Origin of the sequence: Pseudomonas sp. SG-MS2, from assembly GCF_009933855.1 — a bacterium.
Taxonomy (GTDB): Bacteria; Pseudomonadota; Gammaproteobacteria; order Pseudomonadales; family Pseudomonadaceae; genus Aquipseudomonas; species Aquipseudomonas putida_E.
Genome location: NZ_MOMO01000079.1, coordinates 1 through 13,106, shown reverse-complemented (window position 1 = coordinate 13,106; position 13,106 = coordinate 1). Strand labels below are relative to the sequence as shown.

Annotated in this window: 14 protein-coding genes; 5 read left to right on the top strand and 9 right to left on the bottom strand. The window is 65.1% G+C overall.

The features are described 5' to 3' along the window. Positions 1-925, top strand: a 925-nt coding sequence (locus BLX42_RS06505; protein ID WP_161871412.1) for an efflux transporter outer membrane subunit, incomplete at its 5' end; no start/stop codon positions are given. A gap of 41 nt (positions 926-966) precedes the next feature. Here the strand turns inward: BLX42_RS06505 and BLX42_RS06500 are convergent. Next, positions 967-1,899 carry a LysR family transcriptional regulator gene (locus BLX42_RS06500; protein ID WP_046786027.1) on the bottom strand — a complete coding sequence of 311 codons (933 nt, stop codon included), beginning with the start codon at positions 1,897-1,899 and terminating at the stop codon, positions 967-969. Between the two features lie 130 nt (positions 1,900-2,029). Here BLX42_RS06500 and BLX42_RS06495 point away from each other — a divergent pair, with 130 nt between their 5' ends. Then, the gene (locus BLX42_RS06495) at positions 2,030-2,299 is read left to right on the top strand and encodes a DUF2790 domain-containing protein (RefSeq protein WP_046786402.1); all 270 of its coding nucleotides are present in this window, start codon (positions 2,030-2,032) and stop codon (positions 2,297-2,299) included. A gap of 1 nt (position 2,300) precedes the next feature. Here BLX42_RS06495 and BLX42_RS06490 read toward each other — a convergent pair whose 3' ends face one another. Further along, positions 2,301-2,996: a tRNA (adenine(22)-N(1))-methyltransferase TrmK gene (locus tag BLX42_RS06490; RefSeq protein WP_161871411.1), complete on the bottom strand. Its 696-nt coding sequence runs from the start codon at positions 2,994-2,996 to the stop codon at positions 2,301-2,303. Positions 2,997-3,148: 152 nt separating this feature from the next. Between BLX42_RS06490 and BLX42_RS06485 the strand changes: the two genes are divergently transcribed. Together BLX42_RS06485 and BLX42_RS06480 are read left to right on the top strand one after the other, a co-directional pair. Then, positions 3,149-3,508, top strand: a complete 360-nt coding sequence (locus BLX42_RS06485; RefSeq protein ID WP_012314719.1) for a RidA family protein — start codon at positions 3,149-3,151, stop codon at positions 3,506-3,508. 154 nt (positions 3,509-3,662) lie between these two features. Next, on the top strand, positions 3,663-5,663 hold the full coding sequence (locus tag BLX42_RS06480) for a U32 family peptidase (RefSeq protein WP_115274640.1): 2,001 nt from the start codon (positions 3,663-3,665) through the stop codon (positions 5,661-5,663). A 191-nt stretch (positions 5,664-5,854) separates the two neighbouring features. Here the strand turns inward: BLX42_RS06480 and BLX42_RS06475 are convergent, their stop codons facing one another. From BLX42_RS06475 to BLX42_RS06465, 3 genes are all read right to left on the bottom strand, one after another. Next, a complete protein-coding gene (locus tag BLX42_RS06475; protein WP_012314721.1) occupies positions 5,855-7,237 on the bottom strand; it encodes an aspartate aminotransferase family protein in 1,383 nt (460 codons plus the stop codon). Between the two features lie 22 nt (positions 7,238-7,259). After that, positions 7,260-8,750 carry an aldehyde dehydrogenase gene (locus BLX42_RS06470; protein WP_161871410.1) on the bottom strand — a complete coding sequence of 497 codons (1,491 nt, stop codon included), beginning with the start codon at positions 8,748-8,750 and terminating at the stop codon, positions 7,260-7,262. A gap of 69 nt (positions 8,751-8,819) precedes the next feature. Further along, a complete protein-coding gene (locus BLX42_RS06465) occupies positions 8,820-9,668 on the bottom strand; it encodes a helix-turn-helix transcriptional regulator (RefSeq protein WP_161871409.1) in 849 nt (282 codons plus the stop codon). 123 nt (positions 9,669-9,791) lie between these two features. Here BLX42_RS06465 and BLX42_RS06460 point away from each other — a divergent pair, with 123 nt between their 5' ends. Continuing rightward, positions 9,792-10,703 carry a LysR substrate-binding domain-containing protein gene (locus BLX42_RS06460; protein ID WP_012314724.1) on the top strand — a complete coding sequence of 304 codons (912 nt, stop codon included), beginning with the start codon at positions 9,792-9,794 and terminating at the stop codon, positions 10,701-10,703. A gap of 48 nt (positions 10,704-10,751) precedes the next feature. Here BLX42_RS06460 and madM read toward each other — a convergent pair whose 3' ends face one another. The 4 genes from madM to BLX42_RS06440 form a co-directional block, all read right to left on the bottom strand. Beyond that, entirely contained in the window at positions 10,752-11,516 is a 765-nt protein-coding gene (madM, locus tag BLX42_RS06455) for a malonate transporter subunit MadM (RefSeq protein ID WP_012314725.1), read from the bottom strand. A gap of 5 nt (positions 11,517-11,521) precedes the next feature. Continuing rightward, on the bottom strand, positions 11,522-11,923 hold the full coding sequence (gene madL, locus BLX42_RS06450) for a malonate transporter subunit MadL (protein WP_046786022.1): 402 nt from the start codon (positions 11,921-11,923) through the stop codon (positions 11,522-11,524). A gap of 60 nt (positions 11,924-11,983) precedes the next feature. Further along, complete coding sequence (mdcH, locus tag BLX42_RS06445) at positions 11,984-12,904, bottom strand: malonate decarboxylase subunit epsilon (protein WP_161871408.1); 921 nt, start codon at positions 12,902-12,904, stop codon at positions 11,984-11,986. Further along, on the bottom strand, positions 12,901-13,106 hold a 206-nt coding region (locus BLX42_RS06440), incomplete at its 5' end, for a phosphoribosyl-dephospho-CoA transferase MdcG domain-containing protein (RefSeq protein ID WP_306092918.1). The genes mdcH and BLX42_RS06440, both read right to left, overlap by 4 nt.

Sequence of the window (13,106 nt, the reverse complement as noted above, 5' to 3'; positions counted from 1 at the left end):
GGAGCAGACCCGCCGCAGCACGCAGCTCAGCCTGGTGGCCGAAGTGGCCAGTGCCTGGATGACCCTGGCTGCCGACCAGCAACTGCTCACGCTGGCCAACGACACCTACGCGAGCCAGCAGAAAACCTATGCCCTGGTGCAGCAGAGCCACGGCCTGGGCGGTGAGTCAGGGGTGAGCCTGGCTCAGGCGCGCAGCACCGTGGAGTCAGCCCGCGCCGATGCGGCGAACTATGCCAGCCAGGTCGAACAGGACCGCAACGCCCTGGAGTTGCTGGTCGGCCAGCGCCTGGGTGACGCCCAGTTGCCGGGCATCACACCGCTCGATGCAGCGTTGCTGGTCAGCGTTCCGGCGGGCCTGCCGTCGACGCTGCTGCAACGTCGCCCGGACGTACTCGCTGCCGAGCACACACTCAAGGCGGCCAACGCCGATATTGGCGCGGCGCGAGCGGCGTTCTTCCCCAGCGTGACCCTGACGGCCACCGGCGGCAGCGCCAGCAGCGAGTTGTCCGGGCTGTTCAAGTCGGGCAGCGCAGCCTGGAGTTTTGCCCCGTCGATCAACCTGCCGATCTTCAATGCCGGCAGCAACCGCGCCAGCCTGGATGCTGCCAAGGTCAGCCGCGAGATCGAAGTGGCCACCTACGAGAAGACCTTGCAGACCGCTTTCAGCGAAGTGGCCGATGCCCTCGCCGTGCGCGCCCACGTCAACGAGCGGCTGGACGCCCAGCGCAACCTGAGCGAGGCCACCCATACCAGCTACGACCTGGCCATGGCCTTGTACAAGCAGGGTGCGAACAGCTTTCTCGATGTACTGGACGCGCAGCGCTCCCTGTATTCGGCGCAGCAGGGGCTGATCAGCCTGCAGCTCGCCGAGCAGGTCAACCGGGTGACGCTGTACAAGACCCTTGGAGGCGGCTGGCAGGGATGATTCAGCGCTCTGAGCCTGCCGGTGACAGGGCCGGCATCGACTCAGCGCCAGTACTGCGTGTCATCGACAATCTGTTCATGCCCTGCAAACAGCGCCGGCAACTGCTCCTTGAGGTAATCGATCCAGGTCCGCACCTTGGCATCCAGATAGTGCCGCGACGGGTACATTGCGTACAACGCACACTCACGCAACCGGTAAGGTGCCAACAACCGCCGCAAGCGCCCTTGCTCGATCGCCTGGCTGGCCGTGTAGAACGGCAGCAGCCCGATGCCCATGCCCAGTTCACTGGCCACCAGCATCGCGTCGGCGACGTTGGTCAGGAAGCTGTCGCGCGGCGCGATCACGCAATGGTCCAGCCCTTGGGGAAACACCCAGTCGCCCTCATACATCGGGTACGCCATGCGCAGGCAGCGGTGCTCATGCAGGTCTTCGGGCCGCTCGGGCACACCATGGGCCTCCAGGTAACTGGGCGCGGCGCAGGGGATGCTGAAGATGGTACCCAGCGGCACAGCGATCAGCTGTGAGTCGGGCAACGCGTCGTCCACGGTGATCACCACATCGTGCCCTTCAGCCAGCGGGTCGGGGTTGCGCTGGGACAGGGTCAGCTCCACCACCACCTCCGGGCATAGCGCGTTGTAGCCGGCCACCAGCGGCATCAGCAACAGGCCAAGGCCGTGCGGGCAATGCAGGCGCAGCCGGCCACGGGGGGTCAGGTGCGCGCCGCGCGCCTCGCCCACCGCCTCTTCGGTCAACAGCATGATCTGCCGCGAGCGCTCCAGAAACCGCTCGCCGGCCTCGCTCATGCGCAGGCGCCTGGTAGTGCGGTGCAGCAGGCGGGTCTGCAGCTGGTTCTCCAGCTCGGCGACGATCCGCGACACCTGCGCGGCAGAAATGTCCAGGGCATTGGCAGCCGCAGCGAAGCTGCCGCACTCCACTACCCGGGTGAAGGTGCGCATGGCGTGCAGCATGTCCATGGGGCTCGGCTCCTTGTTCGTTCTTATTCGTACGTTCCAGGCAGGAATCTATCACGGCTTAGCCCATTTATTGTGCACAGCCAAACAATACATCATTGGTAAAACATTGAAGAAGGAGCCTGCCATGAACATCAAACGCTCGATCGCGCTGCTTGCGCTCTCTGCCACCTTCGCCTCGTTCGGCGCCTTGGCCGCCCCAGGCGCCGCCCAGCCGGCCGCCAACGACAGCGCCAACTACGAATACGGCATGCCGCTGGATGTAGCCAAAGTGGTGTCGATCTCCCCGGCCAGCAACATTGCCGATTGCCAGGTGGGCACCGCACACATGGTCTATGTAGACCATCAGGGCCAGACCCACGAGGTCAACTACCGGGAAATGGGTAACTGCTCGCAGCAGTGATTCAGGCCAGCACCTGGGTGATCCAGCCAACCTGCCTGGCAAAGTCCTGCAGCTTGTGTTGCGGGATCGCATCCCGGGCTCGTTCGAAGTTGACCAGGGTCTGCTGCTTCTGGCGCAGCATGCGTTGCCATTTAGTGAGGAACGCCGGGCTTTTCTCCCGCATCAGCACCGGGCCGAAATACAGCTCTTCGGCGCTATAGACGACTGCCTCGCCCGGCTCGGCAACGATGATCTCGTAGTCGAAACGGTTCTCGCGCAACACCTCTTCGCAGACAATCCGGTAGCCGTTGGCCATCAGCCAGGCCCGTAGCTCACCCTCACCGCCATTGGGTTGCAGGATCAACCGCTCGCTGCCGCTCAGGCGTGCCTTGCCCCGCTCCAGGATTTCGCACATGGTGTCGCCGCCCATGCCGCAGATACTCACCGCCGAGATGCGGTCTTGCGCCTGGATCGCCTCCAGGCCATCGGCCAGGCGGATGGTGATGCGTTCCTGCAGGCCGTTGCGGTGCACGTTGCGCTGGGCCGAAGCATAAGGCGTTTGCGCCACTTCCCCGGCCACACCTGCTTCGATCGCGCCACGCAGCGCCAGCGCCACCGGCAGGTAGCCGTGGTCCGAGCCGATATCGGCCAGGCGCGCGCCCTGCGGCACATGCGCCGCCACACGCTCCAGGCGCATCGACAATGTCTGTTCGTTCAACTCAAGCCCCTTGCTCAACAATCGGCGCGATTCTGACCGCCGTGGCGCGGTATTACAATGCGCGCGGGCCAAGCGGTGCCCTGTGGCTCGACCCCTGCGCCGTGCTCGCGTAGGCTTGCGGCTTTCCTTCCGTCGCAAGGCAAAACCACTTTATGGCCAACATCATCTTCACCCCGGATTCCGATGCCGAGTCCATTTCTTCCGACGTCGCCGAGTTCAACGGCGTGCTGGTCACCACCCAGATTCCAGCCGATCTGGACGGCGATATCGTGCAGCAGAGCGAAAGCACCCTGCAGGCACTGAAAGAAGCCTTGGAAAAGGCCGGCAGCGGCATGGACCGGGTCATGCACCTGACCATCTACCTCACCGACATGGCCGACCGCGCCGCCTTCAACGAGGTGTACCAGCGTTTCTTCAGCAAGCCGTGGCCGGTGCGCGCTGCCGTGGGCGTGGCGGCGCTGGCGTACCCGCAAATGCGTGTAGAAGTGACCGCGATGGCGGCCAAAGGCTGATAGAGCGGTTGCCTCACCGCCAGGGGCTGCAAAGCGGCCCCAACCCAAGCAGGACGCAGTACCGGCAAACCACCTCTGGGCAGCCAAAGCATGCCACCCGCCCATTTCCCCGCTACAATGCCGCCCTACCGTGACAGCCCGAACCTATAACGACATGTCCCTTCCAAAGAATCACCTGGAACTGCTCAGCCCTGCCCGTGACGTGGCCATCGCCCGTGAAGCGATCCTGCACGGCGCTGACGCCATCTACATCGGTGGCCCGAGCTTCGGCGCACGCCACAACGCCTGCAACGAAGTGGGCGAAATCGCCGAGCTGGTAGAATTCGCCCGGCGCTACCACGCCCGCGTGTTCACCACCATCAACACCATCCTGCACGACAACGAGCTGGAACCGGCGCGCAAGCTTATCCATCAGCTGTACGACGCCGGCGTCGATGCGCTGATCGTGCAGGACCTGGGGGTGATGGAACTGGACATCCCGCCTATCGAGCTGCATGCCAGCACCCAGACCGACATCCGCACCCTGGAACGGGCCAAGTTCCTCGACCAGGCCGGCTTCTCCCAACTGGTACTGGCCCGTGAACTGAACCTGCAGCAGATCCGCGCCATCGCCGCCGAAACCGACGCGGCCATCGAGTTCTTCATCCACGGCGCGCTGTGCGTGGCCTTCTCCGGCCAGTGCAATATTTCCCACGCCCAGACCGGCCGCAGCGCCAACCGTGGCGACTGCTCGCAGGCCTGCCGCCTGCCGTACACCCTCAAGGACGACCAGGGCCGTGTGGTGGCGTTCGAGAAGCACCTGCTGTCGATGAAAGACAACAACCAGACCGCCAACCTGCGCGACCTGGTCGATGCCGGCGTGCGCTCGTTCAAGATCGAGGGCCGCTACAAGGACATGGGCTATGTGAAGAACATCACCGCCCACTACCGCAAAGAACTCGACGCCATTCTCGAAGACCGCCCGGGCCTGGCCCGCGCCTCCAGCGGCCGCACCGAGCACTTCTTCGTCCCCGACCCGGACAAGACCTTCCACCGCGGCAGCACCGACTACTTCGTCACCGACCGCAAGGTGGATATCGGCGCCTTCGACTCACCAACCTTCACCGGCCTGCCGGTAGGTGTGGTGGAAAAGGTCGGCAAGCGCGACCTGCAGGTGGTCACCGAAGTGCCGCTGACCAACGGCGACGGCCTCAACGTGCTGGTCAAGCGTGACGTGGTGGGTTTCCGTGCCAACATCGCCGAGCCGCGTGGCGAGTTCGAAGAAGACGGCCACAAGCGCTACCGCTACCGGGTCGAACCCAACGAGATGCCCGAGGGCCTGCACAAGCTGCGGCCCAACCACCCGCTGTCGCGCAACCTGGACCACAACTGGCAGCAGGCCCTGCAGCGCACCTCGGCCGAGCGCCGGGTAGGTGTGGAGTGGCACGCCGTGCTCACCGAACAGCGCCTGATGCTCAGCGTCTGCAGTGAGGAAGGCGTCAGCGTGCAGGTCGCCCTGGATGGCCCGTTCGGCGCAGCCAACAAGCCGCAGCAGGCCCTGGACCAGTTGCACGACCTGCTCGGCCAGCTGGGTACCACGATGTATCACGCCAATGCCATCGTGCTGGACGCACCGCAGGCGTACTTCATCCCCAACTCGCAGCTCAAGGCCCTGCGCCGCGAAGCCATCGAGGCGCTGACCGAGGCGCGCATCAAGGCCCACCCGCGTGGCGGGCGCAAGGCCGAGACCACGCCGCCGCCGGTATACCCGGAGTCGCACCTGTCGTTCCTGGCCAACGTCTACAACCAGAAGGCCCGCGACTTCTACCACCGCCACGGCGTGCAATTGATCGATGCGGCGTACGAAGCGCACGAGGAGCACGGCGAAGTGCCGGTGATGATCACCAAACACTGCCTACGTTTCTCGTTCAACCTGTGCCCCAAACAGGCCAAGGGTGTGACCGGCGTGCGCACCAAGGTGGCGCCGATGCAGCTGATCCAGGGCGATGAAGTGCTGACCCTGAAGTTCGACTGCAAGCCGTGCGAAATGCACGTGGTCGGCAAGATGAAGAGCCACATCATCGACCTGCCGACACCCGGCAGTGCGGTGGCTCAGGTGGTCGGGCACATCAGCCCGGAAGACCTGCTCAAGACCATCCCGCGGGCACCGCACTGAGGGTGATACGCCCCTGTGGCGGCCCGTAGGGGCGGCCTTGCCGGGGCGCCGGACCGGTCGGAAAGGGCTGCGAAGCGGCCCCGGCTGACCAGCAGCGATGCAAAAACCTGGGGCCGCTTCGCGGCCCTTTCGCGACACAAGGCCGCTCCTACAACAACCGCGAGACCTGCGCAGCGGCCGTCTTTACACCATCACAAAATTCCCAGCCCCCGCGCCGTCCGGTCCACGGCAATGCGCGTCTTGTCCACCAGCTCATCGAGCTCGCCATGCGTGGCCACCAGCGCCGGCGCCATGATCATCCGCCCCAGCGTCGAACGGATGATCACACCTTCCTCGAACCCGTAGGTGCGGCACTGCCAGGCCAGGTCGTTCTCGTTGGCGTAACGCTTGCGGCTGCCCTTGTCCTCGGCGAACTGCAACGCCGCCACCAGCCCCGCGCCCTGCACCTGGCCAATCAACGGATGGTTGGCAAACACCTCACGCAGGATGCGCTGCAGGTACGGGCCGGTATCGTCCTTGACCTGGCGCACGATGCCTTCGTCGCGCAGCGCCTTGAGGTTGGCGATGGCCACTGCGGCCGCCACCGGGTGCCCGGAATATGTCAGGCCGTGGGCGAATACCCCGCCACGCTCCACCAGCGCTTCGGCGATGCGCTTGCTCAGCACCAGGCCGCCCATGGGCACGTAACCCGACGTCAGGCCTTTGGCGATGGACAGGGTGTCCGGCTCGAAGCCAAAGTACTCGTGGGCGAACCATTCACCGGTACGGCCAAAGCCACCGATCACCTCGTCGGCGCACAGCAGCACATCATACTGGCGGCAGATGCGCTGGATTTCCGGCCAGTAGCTTTCCGGCGGGAAAATCATGCCGCCTGCGCCCTGGAACGGCTCGGCCACAAAGCCTGCGACATTCTCTGCGCCCAACTCGAGGATCTTCTCTTCCAGCTGCAAGGCGCAGCGGCGGCCGAACTCGGCCGGCGTCAGCTCGCCACCCTCGGCGTACCAGTACGGCTCGTCGATGTGTGCCACGTCCGGAATCAGCCCGCCCATCTCGTGCATGAACTTCATGCCGCCCAGCGCTGTGGCGGCCAGGGTCGAACCGTGGTAGCCGTTCCAGCGGCCGATCATGACCTTCTTGTTCGGCTGGCCGACCACCTGCCAGTAACGGCGCACGGTGCGGATCAACACCTCGTTGGCCTCGGAGCCGGAGTTGGTGTAGATCGCGTGGCTGTAGTGCCCGGGCAGCAAGCTGAAGAGCAGTTCGGACAGCTCGATCACCGCCGGGTGGGTGGTGTGGAAGAACATGTTGTAGTACGCCAGCTGGTCCATCTGCGCGGCGGCGGCGGCGGTCAGGTCCTTGCGCCCGTAACCCAGCTGGGTGCACCACAGGCCGGACATGCCGTCCAGGTAGCGCCTGCCGTCGTTGTCCCACAGGTACAGGCGTTCGCCGCGGGTGATGACCCGTGGGCCTTCGGCGTTGAGCGCCTTCTGGTCTAGGAAAGCGTGGATGTGGTGGGCCGCGTCGCTGGCCTGGTAGTCGCGGGTGTCGCGTTGCGGCTGGAAGGGTGCGTTCATTGTTGTTCTCCGTGAGTGAGGGTCAGCGCAGCTGGAACCAGGTGGTCTTGAGCTGGGTGTACTTGTCGAAGGCGTGCAGCGACAGGTCGCGGCCAAAGCCCGACTGGCGGCCGCCGCCAAAGGGCACCGCCACATCGAGGGCATCGACCGTGTTGACCGAGACGGTGCCCGCCTTCAACTGCCGGGCCACCCGGTGGGCGCGGTTGAGGTCGTCGCTCCACAGCGAAGCGGCCAGGCCATAAACGCTGTCGTTGGCCAGGCGTACGGCCTGCGCTTCGTCGTCAAAGGCAGTGATCGCCAGCACCGGGCCGAACACTTCTTCGCGGGCCAGGGCCGAATCCGGGCGCACGTCGGCGAACACCGTTGGCGCGATGAAGTTGTTCGAGCCGTTGAAGGTCAGCCGCTGGCCGCCGCACAACAGGCGTGCGCCGTCGCCCTGGGCCTGCTCGATGGCAGCCATGACACGTGCGCTCTGGGCGTCGTCGACGATGGCACCGGCGCGGCTGGCCGGGTCCAGGGGGTCGCCGGGCAGCCACTGGCGGGCCTTGGCCAGCAGGCGCTCGACGAACTCGTCGTGGACCGAGCGCTGCACATACAAGCGCGAATTGGCAGAGCACACTTCGCCCTGGTTGAAGAAGATGCCGAAGGCCGCTTTCTCCGCTGCCAGGTCCAGGTCCTGACAGTCGTCGAACACCAGGTTCGGGCTCTTGCCGCCACACTCCAGCCATACTTGCTTGAGGTTGGATTGCGCCGAGTACTGCATGAAGTACTTGCCCACCTGGGTGGAGCCGGTGAACACCAGGCAATCCACATCCGGGTGCAGGCCAAGGGCACGGCCAGCGCTTTCCCCCAGGCCCGGCACCACGTTCAGCACACCTTCGGGCACGCCTGCCTCAAGCGCCAGTTGGGCCAGGCGCAGGGCCGAGAACGGCGACTGCTCGGCGGGTTTGAGCACCACGCTGTTGCCGGCGGCCAGCGCCGGGGCGACCTTCCAGGCAGCCATGTCCAGCGGGAAATTCCACGGCACCACGGCGCCGACCACGCCCAGCGCTTCGCGCGTGACCGTGGCCAGGGCATTGCCTGCGGTTGGCGCGACCTGATCGTAGACCTTGTCCAGCGCCTCGCCGTACCAGGCGAATACGTTGGCCGCGCCGGGCACATCGATGGTGTAGGCGTCCATCACCGGCTTGCCCATGTTCAGCGAGTCGAGCAACGCCAACTCCTCGCGGTGGGCCATCATCAGTTCGGCCAAGCGCAGCAACACGCCCTTGCGTGCCGCAGGTGCCATGCGCGCCCAGGGGCCTTGCTCGAAGGCGCGACGCGCCGAACGCACAGCCTGGTCGATTTCGGTATCGCCGCAAGCGGCGACCTGGGCCAGCAACTGCCGGTTGGCCGGGTTGATGGCATCGAAGGTCAGCCCTGACCGGGCCGCCAGCGGGCGGCCGTCGATCAGCGCCGTGGTGATGAAGCTTTGCCGTGCAGCGCGCTGCTGCCAATCGCTTTTCGTATGCACGCAGGTCTCCCTTGCGGCCGCGCGGGCGGCCGGTTGCAGTTGTTGTAGGTGTGGGTGGACGTGGCGCCGTCAGCGCCTTCGCAGGTAGCTTTCCAGCGGGTCCTTGCTCAAGCCTTCCTGGGCCTGGGACAGCGAATCGATGAACAGCGAGAACAGCTCTGACTGCTTGGCGATGTCGAGCTTGGTGTAGAGGTTCTTGCGGTGGGTCTTGACCGTGTCTTCACTGATGCCCAGGCGCTCGGCCAGCGAGCGCGTGGAGTGGCCGCGCAGCAGGTACTGGGCGATGCGGCATTCGCGCTCGGTGAGCAGTGAGGAGCCGAAGTTGTTCAGCGCGGCGTTGATCTGCCGGCCCAGAGCACTTTCGAAGCGCCCGCCCACGGCGTCGACATCCAGGTGGCTCCACTGGCGCCGCACCACGGCCACCACCCAGGGTGCGACACATTTGAGGTCACTGACCTGCTGACGGTCCAGGCGGCGGGTACTGGCCAGGGCCACGGCGATGGTCAGGTGTTCATCCAGAGGGACGATGAAGTTCAGTTCGTCCTCCAGGTGTGCGTGCTGGTAGAACGACAGGTAGTACTCGCTGCGCTTGAAATGGTCGGGGGCAACGTCGCTGAGGCGAAAGCAGCCGGCAGCCACACTGTCCATGCAGGCACGGTAGAACGGGCACAGCAGGTAATAGCCTTCCAGGTAGCGCTGCACGTTGCCTTCGGGCAGCCATGGGCCCTCTTCGTCCTTGACGAACAACGCCGAAGGCAGGCCCTTGCGTGGGTAAAGAAACACCGTGATGGCCTGGCACGGCGCAAGCAACTTGAGCGCGGCGAACAGCGCCTCGACGAAGCCCGGCGTGCCTTGGGCGTCAATGACACGGGCCATCTGCGCGTACCAGTCGGGCGATTTCAGCCGGTCTTTGCTCATTGTCGTCGTCCCATGCCGGGGTGGTCATGGTTGGGATTCTTGCATGGGATGCCGGGGGCGGCCATCACCCTTCGGGGTGAGGTTGTGGCATGCTCTGCAGCTCTTTCACTTCAGGGCCTGAACATGCTGATCGACGAAGAACTGACCCTGAAAAAACTCGAGACCTTCCTCGCCTTCATGCGCAGCGGCAACCTCGGGCGCGCCGCCGCCGAGTTGTCCACCAGCGCGGTCAGCGTGCACCGGGCCATTCATTCGCTGGAAAGCGCCCTGCGCTGCCCGCTGTTCAAGCACGAAGGCCGTCAGCTGATTCCGCTGGAAAGCGCCTATGTGCTGGAAAAGAAAGCCCGCCAGTTGATCCAGGACGCTGAGCAGATGGTGCGCCAGACCCGCGAGGCGGCTGGTTTCTACGCCGAGCGCTTCCGCCTCGGGGCCCTGTATTCACTGACCGTGAAGACCGTGCCCAAACTGGTGATGGGCCTGAAGCTGCGGCGCAGCGAGCTGAACATCGACCTGACCCTGGGCTCGAATGTCGACCTGCTGCAGCGGCTGAAGAACCATGAACTGGAGGCGGTGCTGGTGTCGCTGGATGAAAGCGTGGCCGACCCTGCCTGCGAGCAATTGCCGCTGTTCTCCGACGATATCTACCTCGCCGTGCCCACTGATTCGCCGTTTGCCGAGCAGCAGGAGGTGGACCTGGCGGACCTGGCCGAGTCCACCTTCATCACCCTGACCCAAGGCTTTGCCACCCACCGCGATGGCGCACGGGTGTTCCAGCAGGCCGGGTTCGAGCCGAAGGTGGCGATGCAGGTGAACGATATCTTCACCCTGCTCAGCATGGTCAGTTCGGGGGTGGGCTTTGCACTGTTGCCGGGGCGCATTGCTGCGGTGTACGAAAACCGGGTGAAGCTGATTGCGCTGCAGCCGCGTTACCGGCTGCAGCAACATATCGGCGTGGTGTTCCTCAAGGCCCGGGAGCGCGAGCCCAACCTGCTGGCGCTGCTGGCGGAATGCCGAATGTACAGCCGGGAAAACTGAGTGGCGCACACCGCGGCGGTTCGCCAGAACCACCGCGGCAAGGCCGGCCTACGCCACCAGGCCACGCATGCAGAAATACAGCAGCGAAGGCCCTAGCAGGCAGCCCAAGGCGGTGTAGAACGCTGCGGTCAGGCAGCCATAGGGCACCAGCTTGGGATCGGTCGCCGCCAGCCCACCGGCCACACCGCTGGAGGTGCCCATCAAGCCACCGAAGATCACCGCAGTGCGCGGGTTGTTCAAACCGATCATCGGTGCCACGAATGGCGTCACCACCATGACCAGGATCGCTTTGACCAGCCCGGCGGCAATCGACAGCGCCATCACCTCGGAGCTTGCGCCAATCGCAGCGCCCGTCACCGGCCCGACGATATAGGTCACTGCCCCGGCGCCGATGGTGGTCAGGCTGACCGCATCGGTGTAACCAAAGGCCATGGCCACCCCTACCCCTGCGACGAACGAGGTGCCGATGCCGAAGAACAGCGATATCACCCCGGACACCCCGGCGCGCTTGAGTTCTTCGATGTTGACGCCAAAGGCCGTGGCGACGATGGCGAAGTCCCGCAACATGGCCCCGCCCAGCAGGCCGATGCCCGACAGCAGCGGAATGTCCACCAGCCCTTTCTGCCCGCCCGTCATCACCCCGCCAACGTAAGACAACGCCAGGCCCAGGAAAATAGCGATGGCAGAGCCGTGCAAACGCCCGCGGGTCAGCTTGTCGGAGAACCAGTAGGACAGCCACATGGTCACGCCGATCACCGCGAAACCACTGACCAGGCCATAACCGTTGATCACTTTCATCATGGATTCGTACATGGCGGTCACCGTTGCGCAGCAGTCAGGGGTTTGTCGGTGCCCGCCTCAGGCTTCTTTTGCCCGATGCGGTCCAGCAGCGGCACCATGGCAAAGCTTGCGACCACTGCCACGACGCCTGCCGTTATCGCCATCGGCCCACCGGACAGCGCGCCCAGCACATTCTGCTGGGCGGCCATGGCCACCACGATGGGGATGTAAATGGCGCTCCAGAATTCCACGCCCTGTTCGGACTTGGCCTTGATCAGGCCACGCTTGTTGAGGTAACTGCCGATGAAAATCAGCAGCAGCATGGCGATGCCGACACCGCCGACGTTGGCAGGTACGCCCAGGAGCTTGCCCAGGAGTTCGCCGATAAACAGGCCTACAAGGGTACACAGGGCCAGAAAGGCCACACCGTAGATGATCATTGTTGTTGTCCTCGCGTTGGGTCGAAGTTGCTTGTTGTTGTCCTTCGAAAAACACGGCATTTATGGGCGCTGGCTGACCTCCTGACGCAGCAGGGCGTCCACTGTATCGAGTCGGGTTTGCTCCAGGGCAAGCACGCGCCCCTGTTCGAACACCGGGCGGGCCAGGCCGGTCAGCACGCTGCCGGGCGGTAGCTCCAGGTGCAGGCGCACGCCGCGCTCATAGGCGTTGCGCAACGTAGCACGCCAGTCGACGAGCCGGGCCATGTTGCCGGCCAGGTCGTCACGCAGGCGTTGCGGGTCGAACAGCGGCCGCGCGCTGCTGCCACTGAGGTAGGTGATGCGCGGGCGGTTGATCTTAACGCTGGCAAACGCGTGTGCCAGTTCGGCCGCCGGGCCGTCGAGCAAGCAGCAATGGGAGGGCACGCTGACCGCCAGGCGCCTGGCCACGCCCTGGCCACGGCTGCGCGCCCTGGCGGCAACCTCGGCCATGGCCGTGTCGCTGCCGGCGATGACGATCTGGTTGTCGCTATTGAGGTTGGCCAGGTACACCTCGCCGCCCACCTGCGCCAGCAAGCGCTCGACACTGGCCAGATCCAGGCCACTCAGAGCGGTCATGCCGTAGCCTTGTGGGTAGGCACGTTGCATGAGCTCACCACGCAGTGCCACAAGGCCTACGGCATCGGTAAAGGCCAGGGCGCCCGCGGTGACGGCGGCAGGGTAGGCGCCGATCGACAGCCCTGCCACATAGTCGGGGGCCGGGCTGCGTTGCAATAACGTGCGCGCCCAGGCCACCCCGGCCAACAGCAAACACAACTGCACGGCGCGGGTCGATTGCAATGCCTGCTGGCTGTCCAGGGCCAGCACCTGTTCATTGAGCGTATCGCTGGCCTCTTCCAGCAACGCTGCCGAGCCTTCGGGCAGGCGATGCAGCATCCCCGCCTGCTGCGCGCCCTGGCCAGGGAAGGCGAACAGGCTGCTCACGCTGCGCACTCCAGCAGGTTCCATGGGTCGGCCACCAGCCGTGCGCCAAGCGCCGACTTGAGCAGCACGCGCTGCGCCACCCCGGCCCATTCGCGAAGGGCGATGCCACCTGCAGGGGTTTGCAGTTGCACGTCGATACGGCAAGGGCCGCAGTCGAGGCTATCGAGCAACTCACGCGCCTTTGCCCGGCTCATGGGCCGCG

Bases quoted from the DNA above. Each gene is read 5' to 3' on its own strand.
- BLX42_RS06500 (WP_046786027.1), bottom strand. From the start codon at position 1,899: ATGGACATGCTGCACGCCATGCGCACCTTCACCCGGGTAGTGGAGTGC.
- BLX42_RS06485 (WP_012314719.1), top strand. From the start codon at position 3,149: ATGGCCAACATCATCTTCACCCCGGATTCCGATGCCGAGTCCATTTCT.
- BLX42_RS06480 (WP_115274640.1), top strand. From the start codon at position 3,663: ATGTCCCTTCCAAAGAATCACCTGGAACTGCTCAGCCCTGCCCGTGAC.
- BLX42_RS06475 (WP_012314721.1), bottom strand. From the start codon at position 7,237: ATGAACGCACCCTTCCAGCCGCAACGCGACACCCGCGACTACCAGGCC.
- BLX42_RS06465 (WP_161871409.1), bottom strand. From the start codon at position 9,668: ATGAGCAAAGACCGGCTGAAATCGCCCGACTGGTACGCGCAGATGGCC.
- BLX42_RS06460 (WP_012314724.1), top strand. From the start codon at position 9,792: ATGCTGATCGACGAAGAACTGACCCTGAAAAAACTCGAGACCTTCCTC.
- madM (WP_012314725.1), bottom strand. From the start codon at position 11,516: ATGTACGAATCCATGATGAAAGTGATCAACGGTTATGGCCTGGTCAGT.
- madL (WP_046786022.1), bottom strand. From the start codon at position 11,923: ATGATCATCTACGGTGTGGCCTTTCTGGCCCTGTGTACCCTTGTAGGC.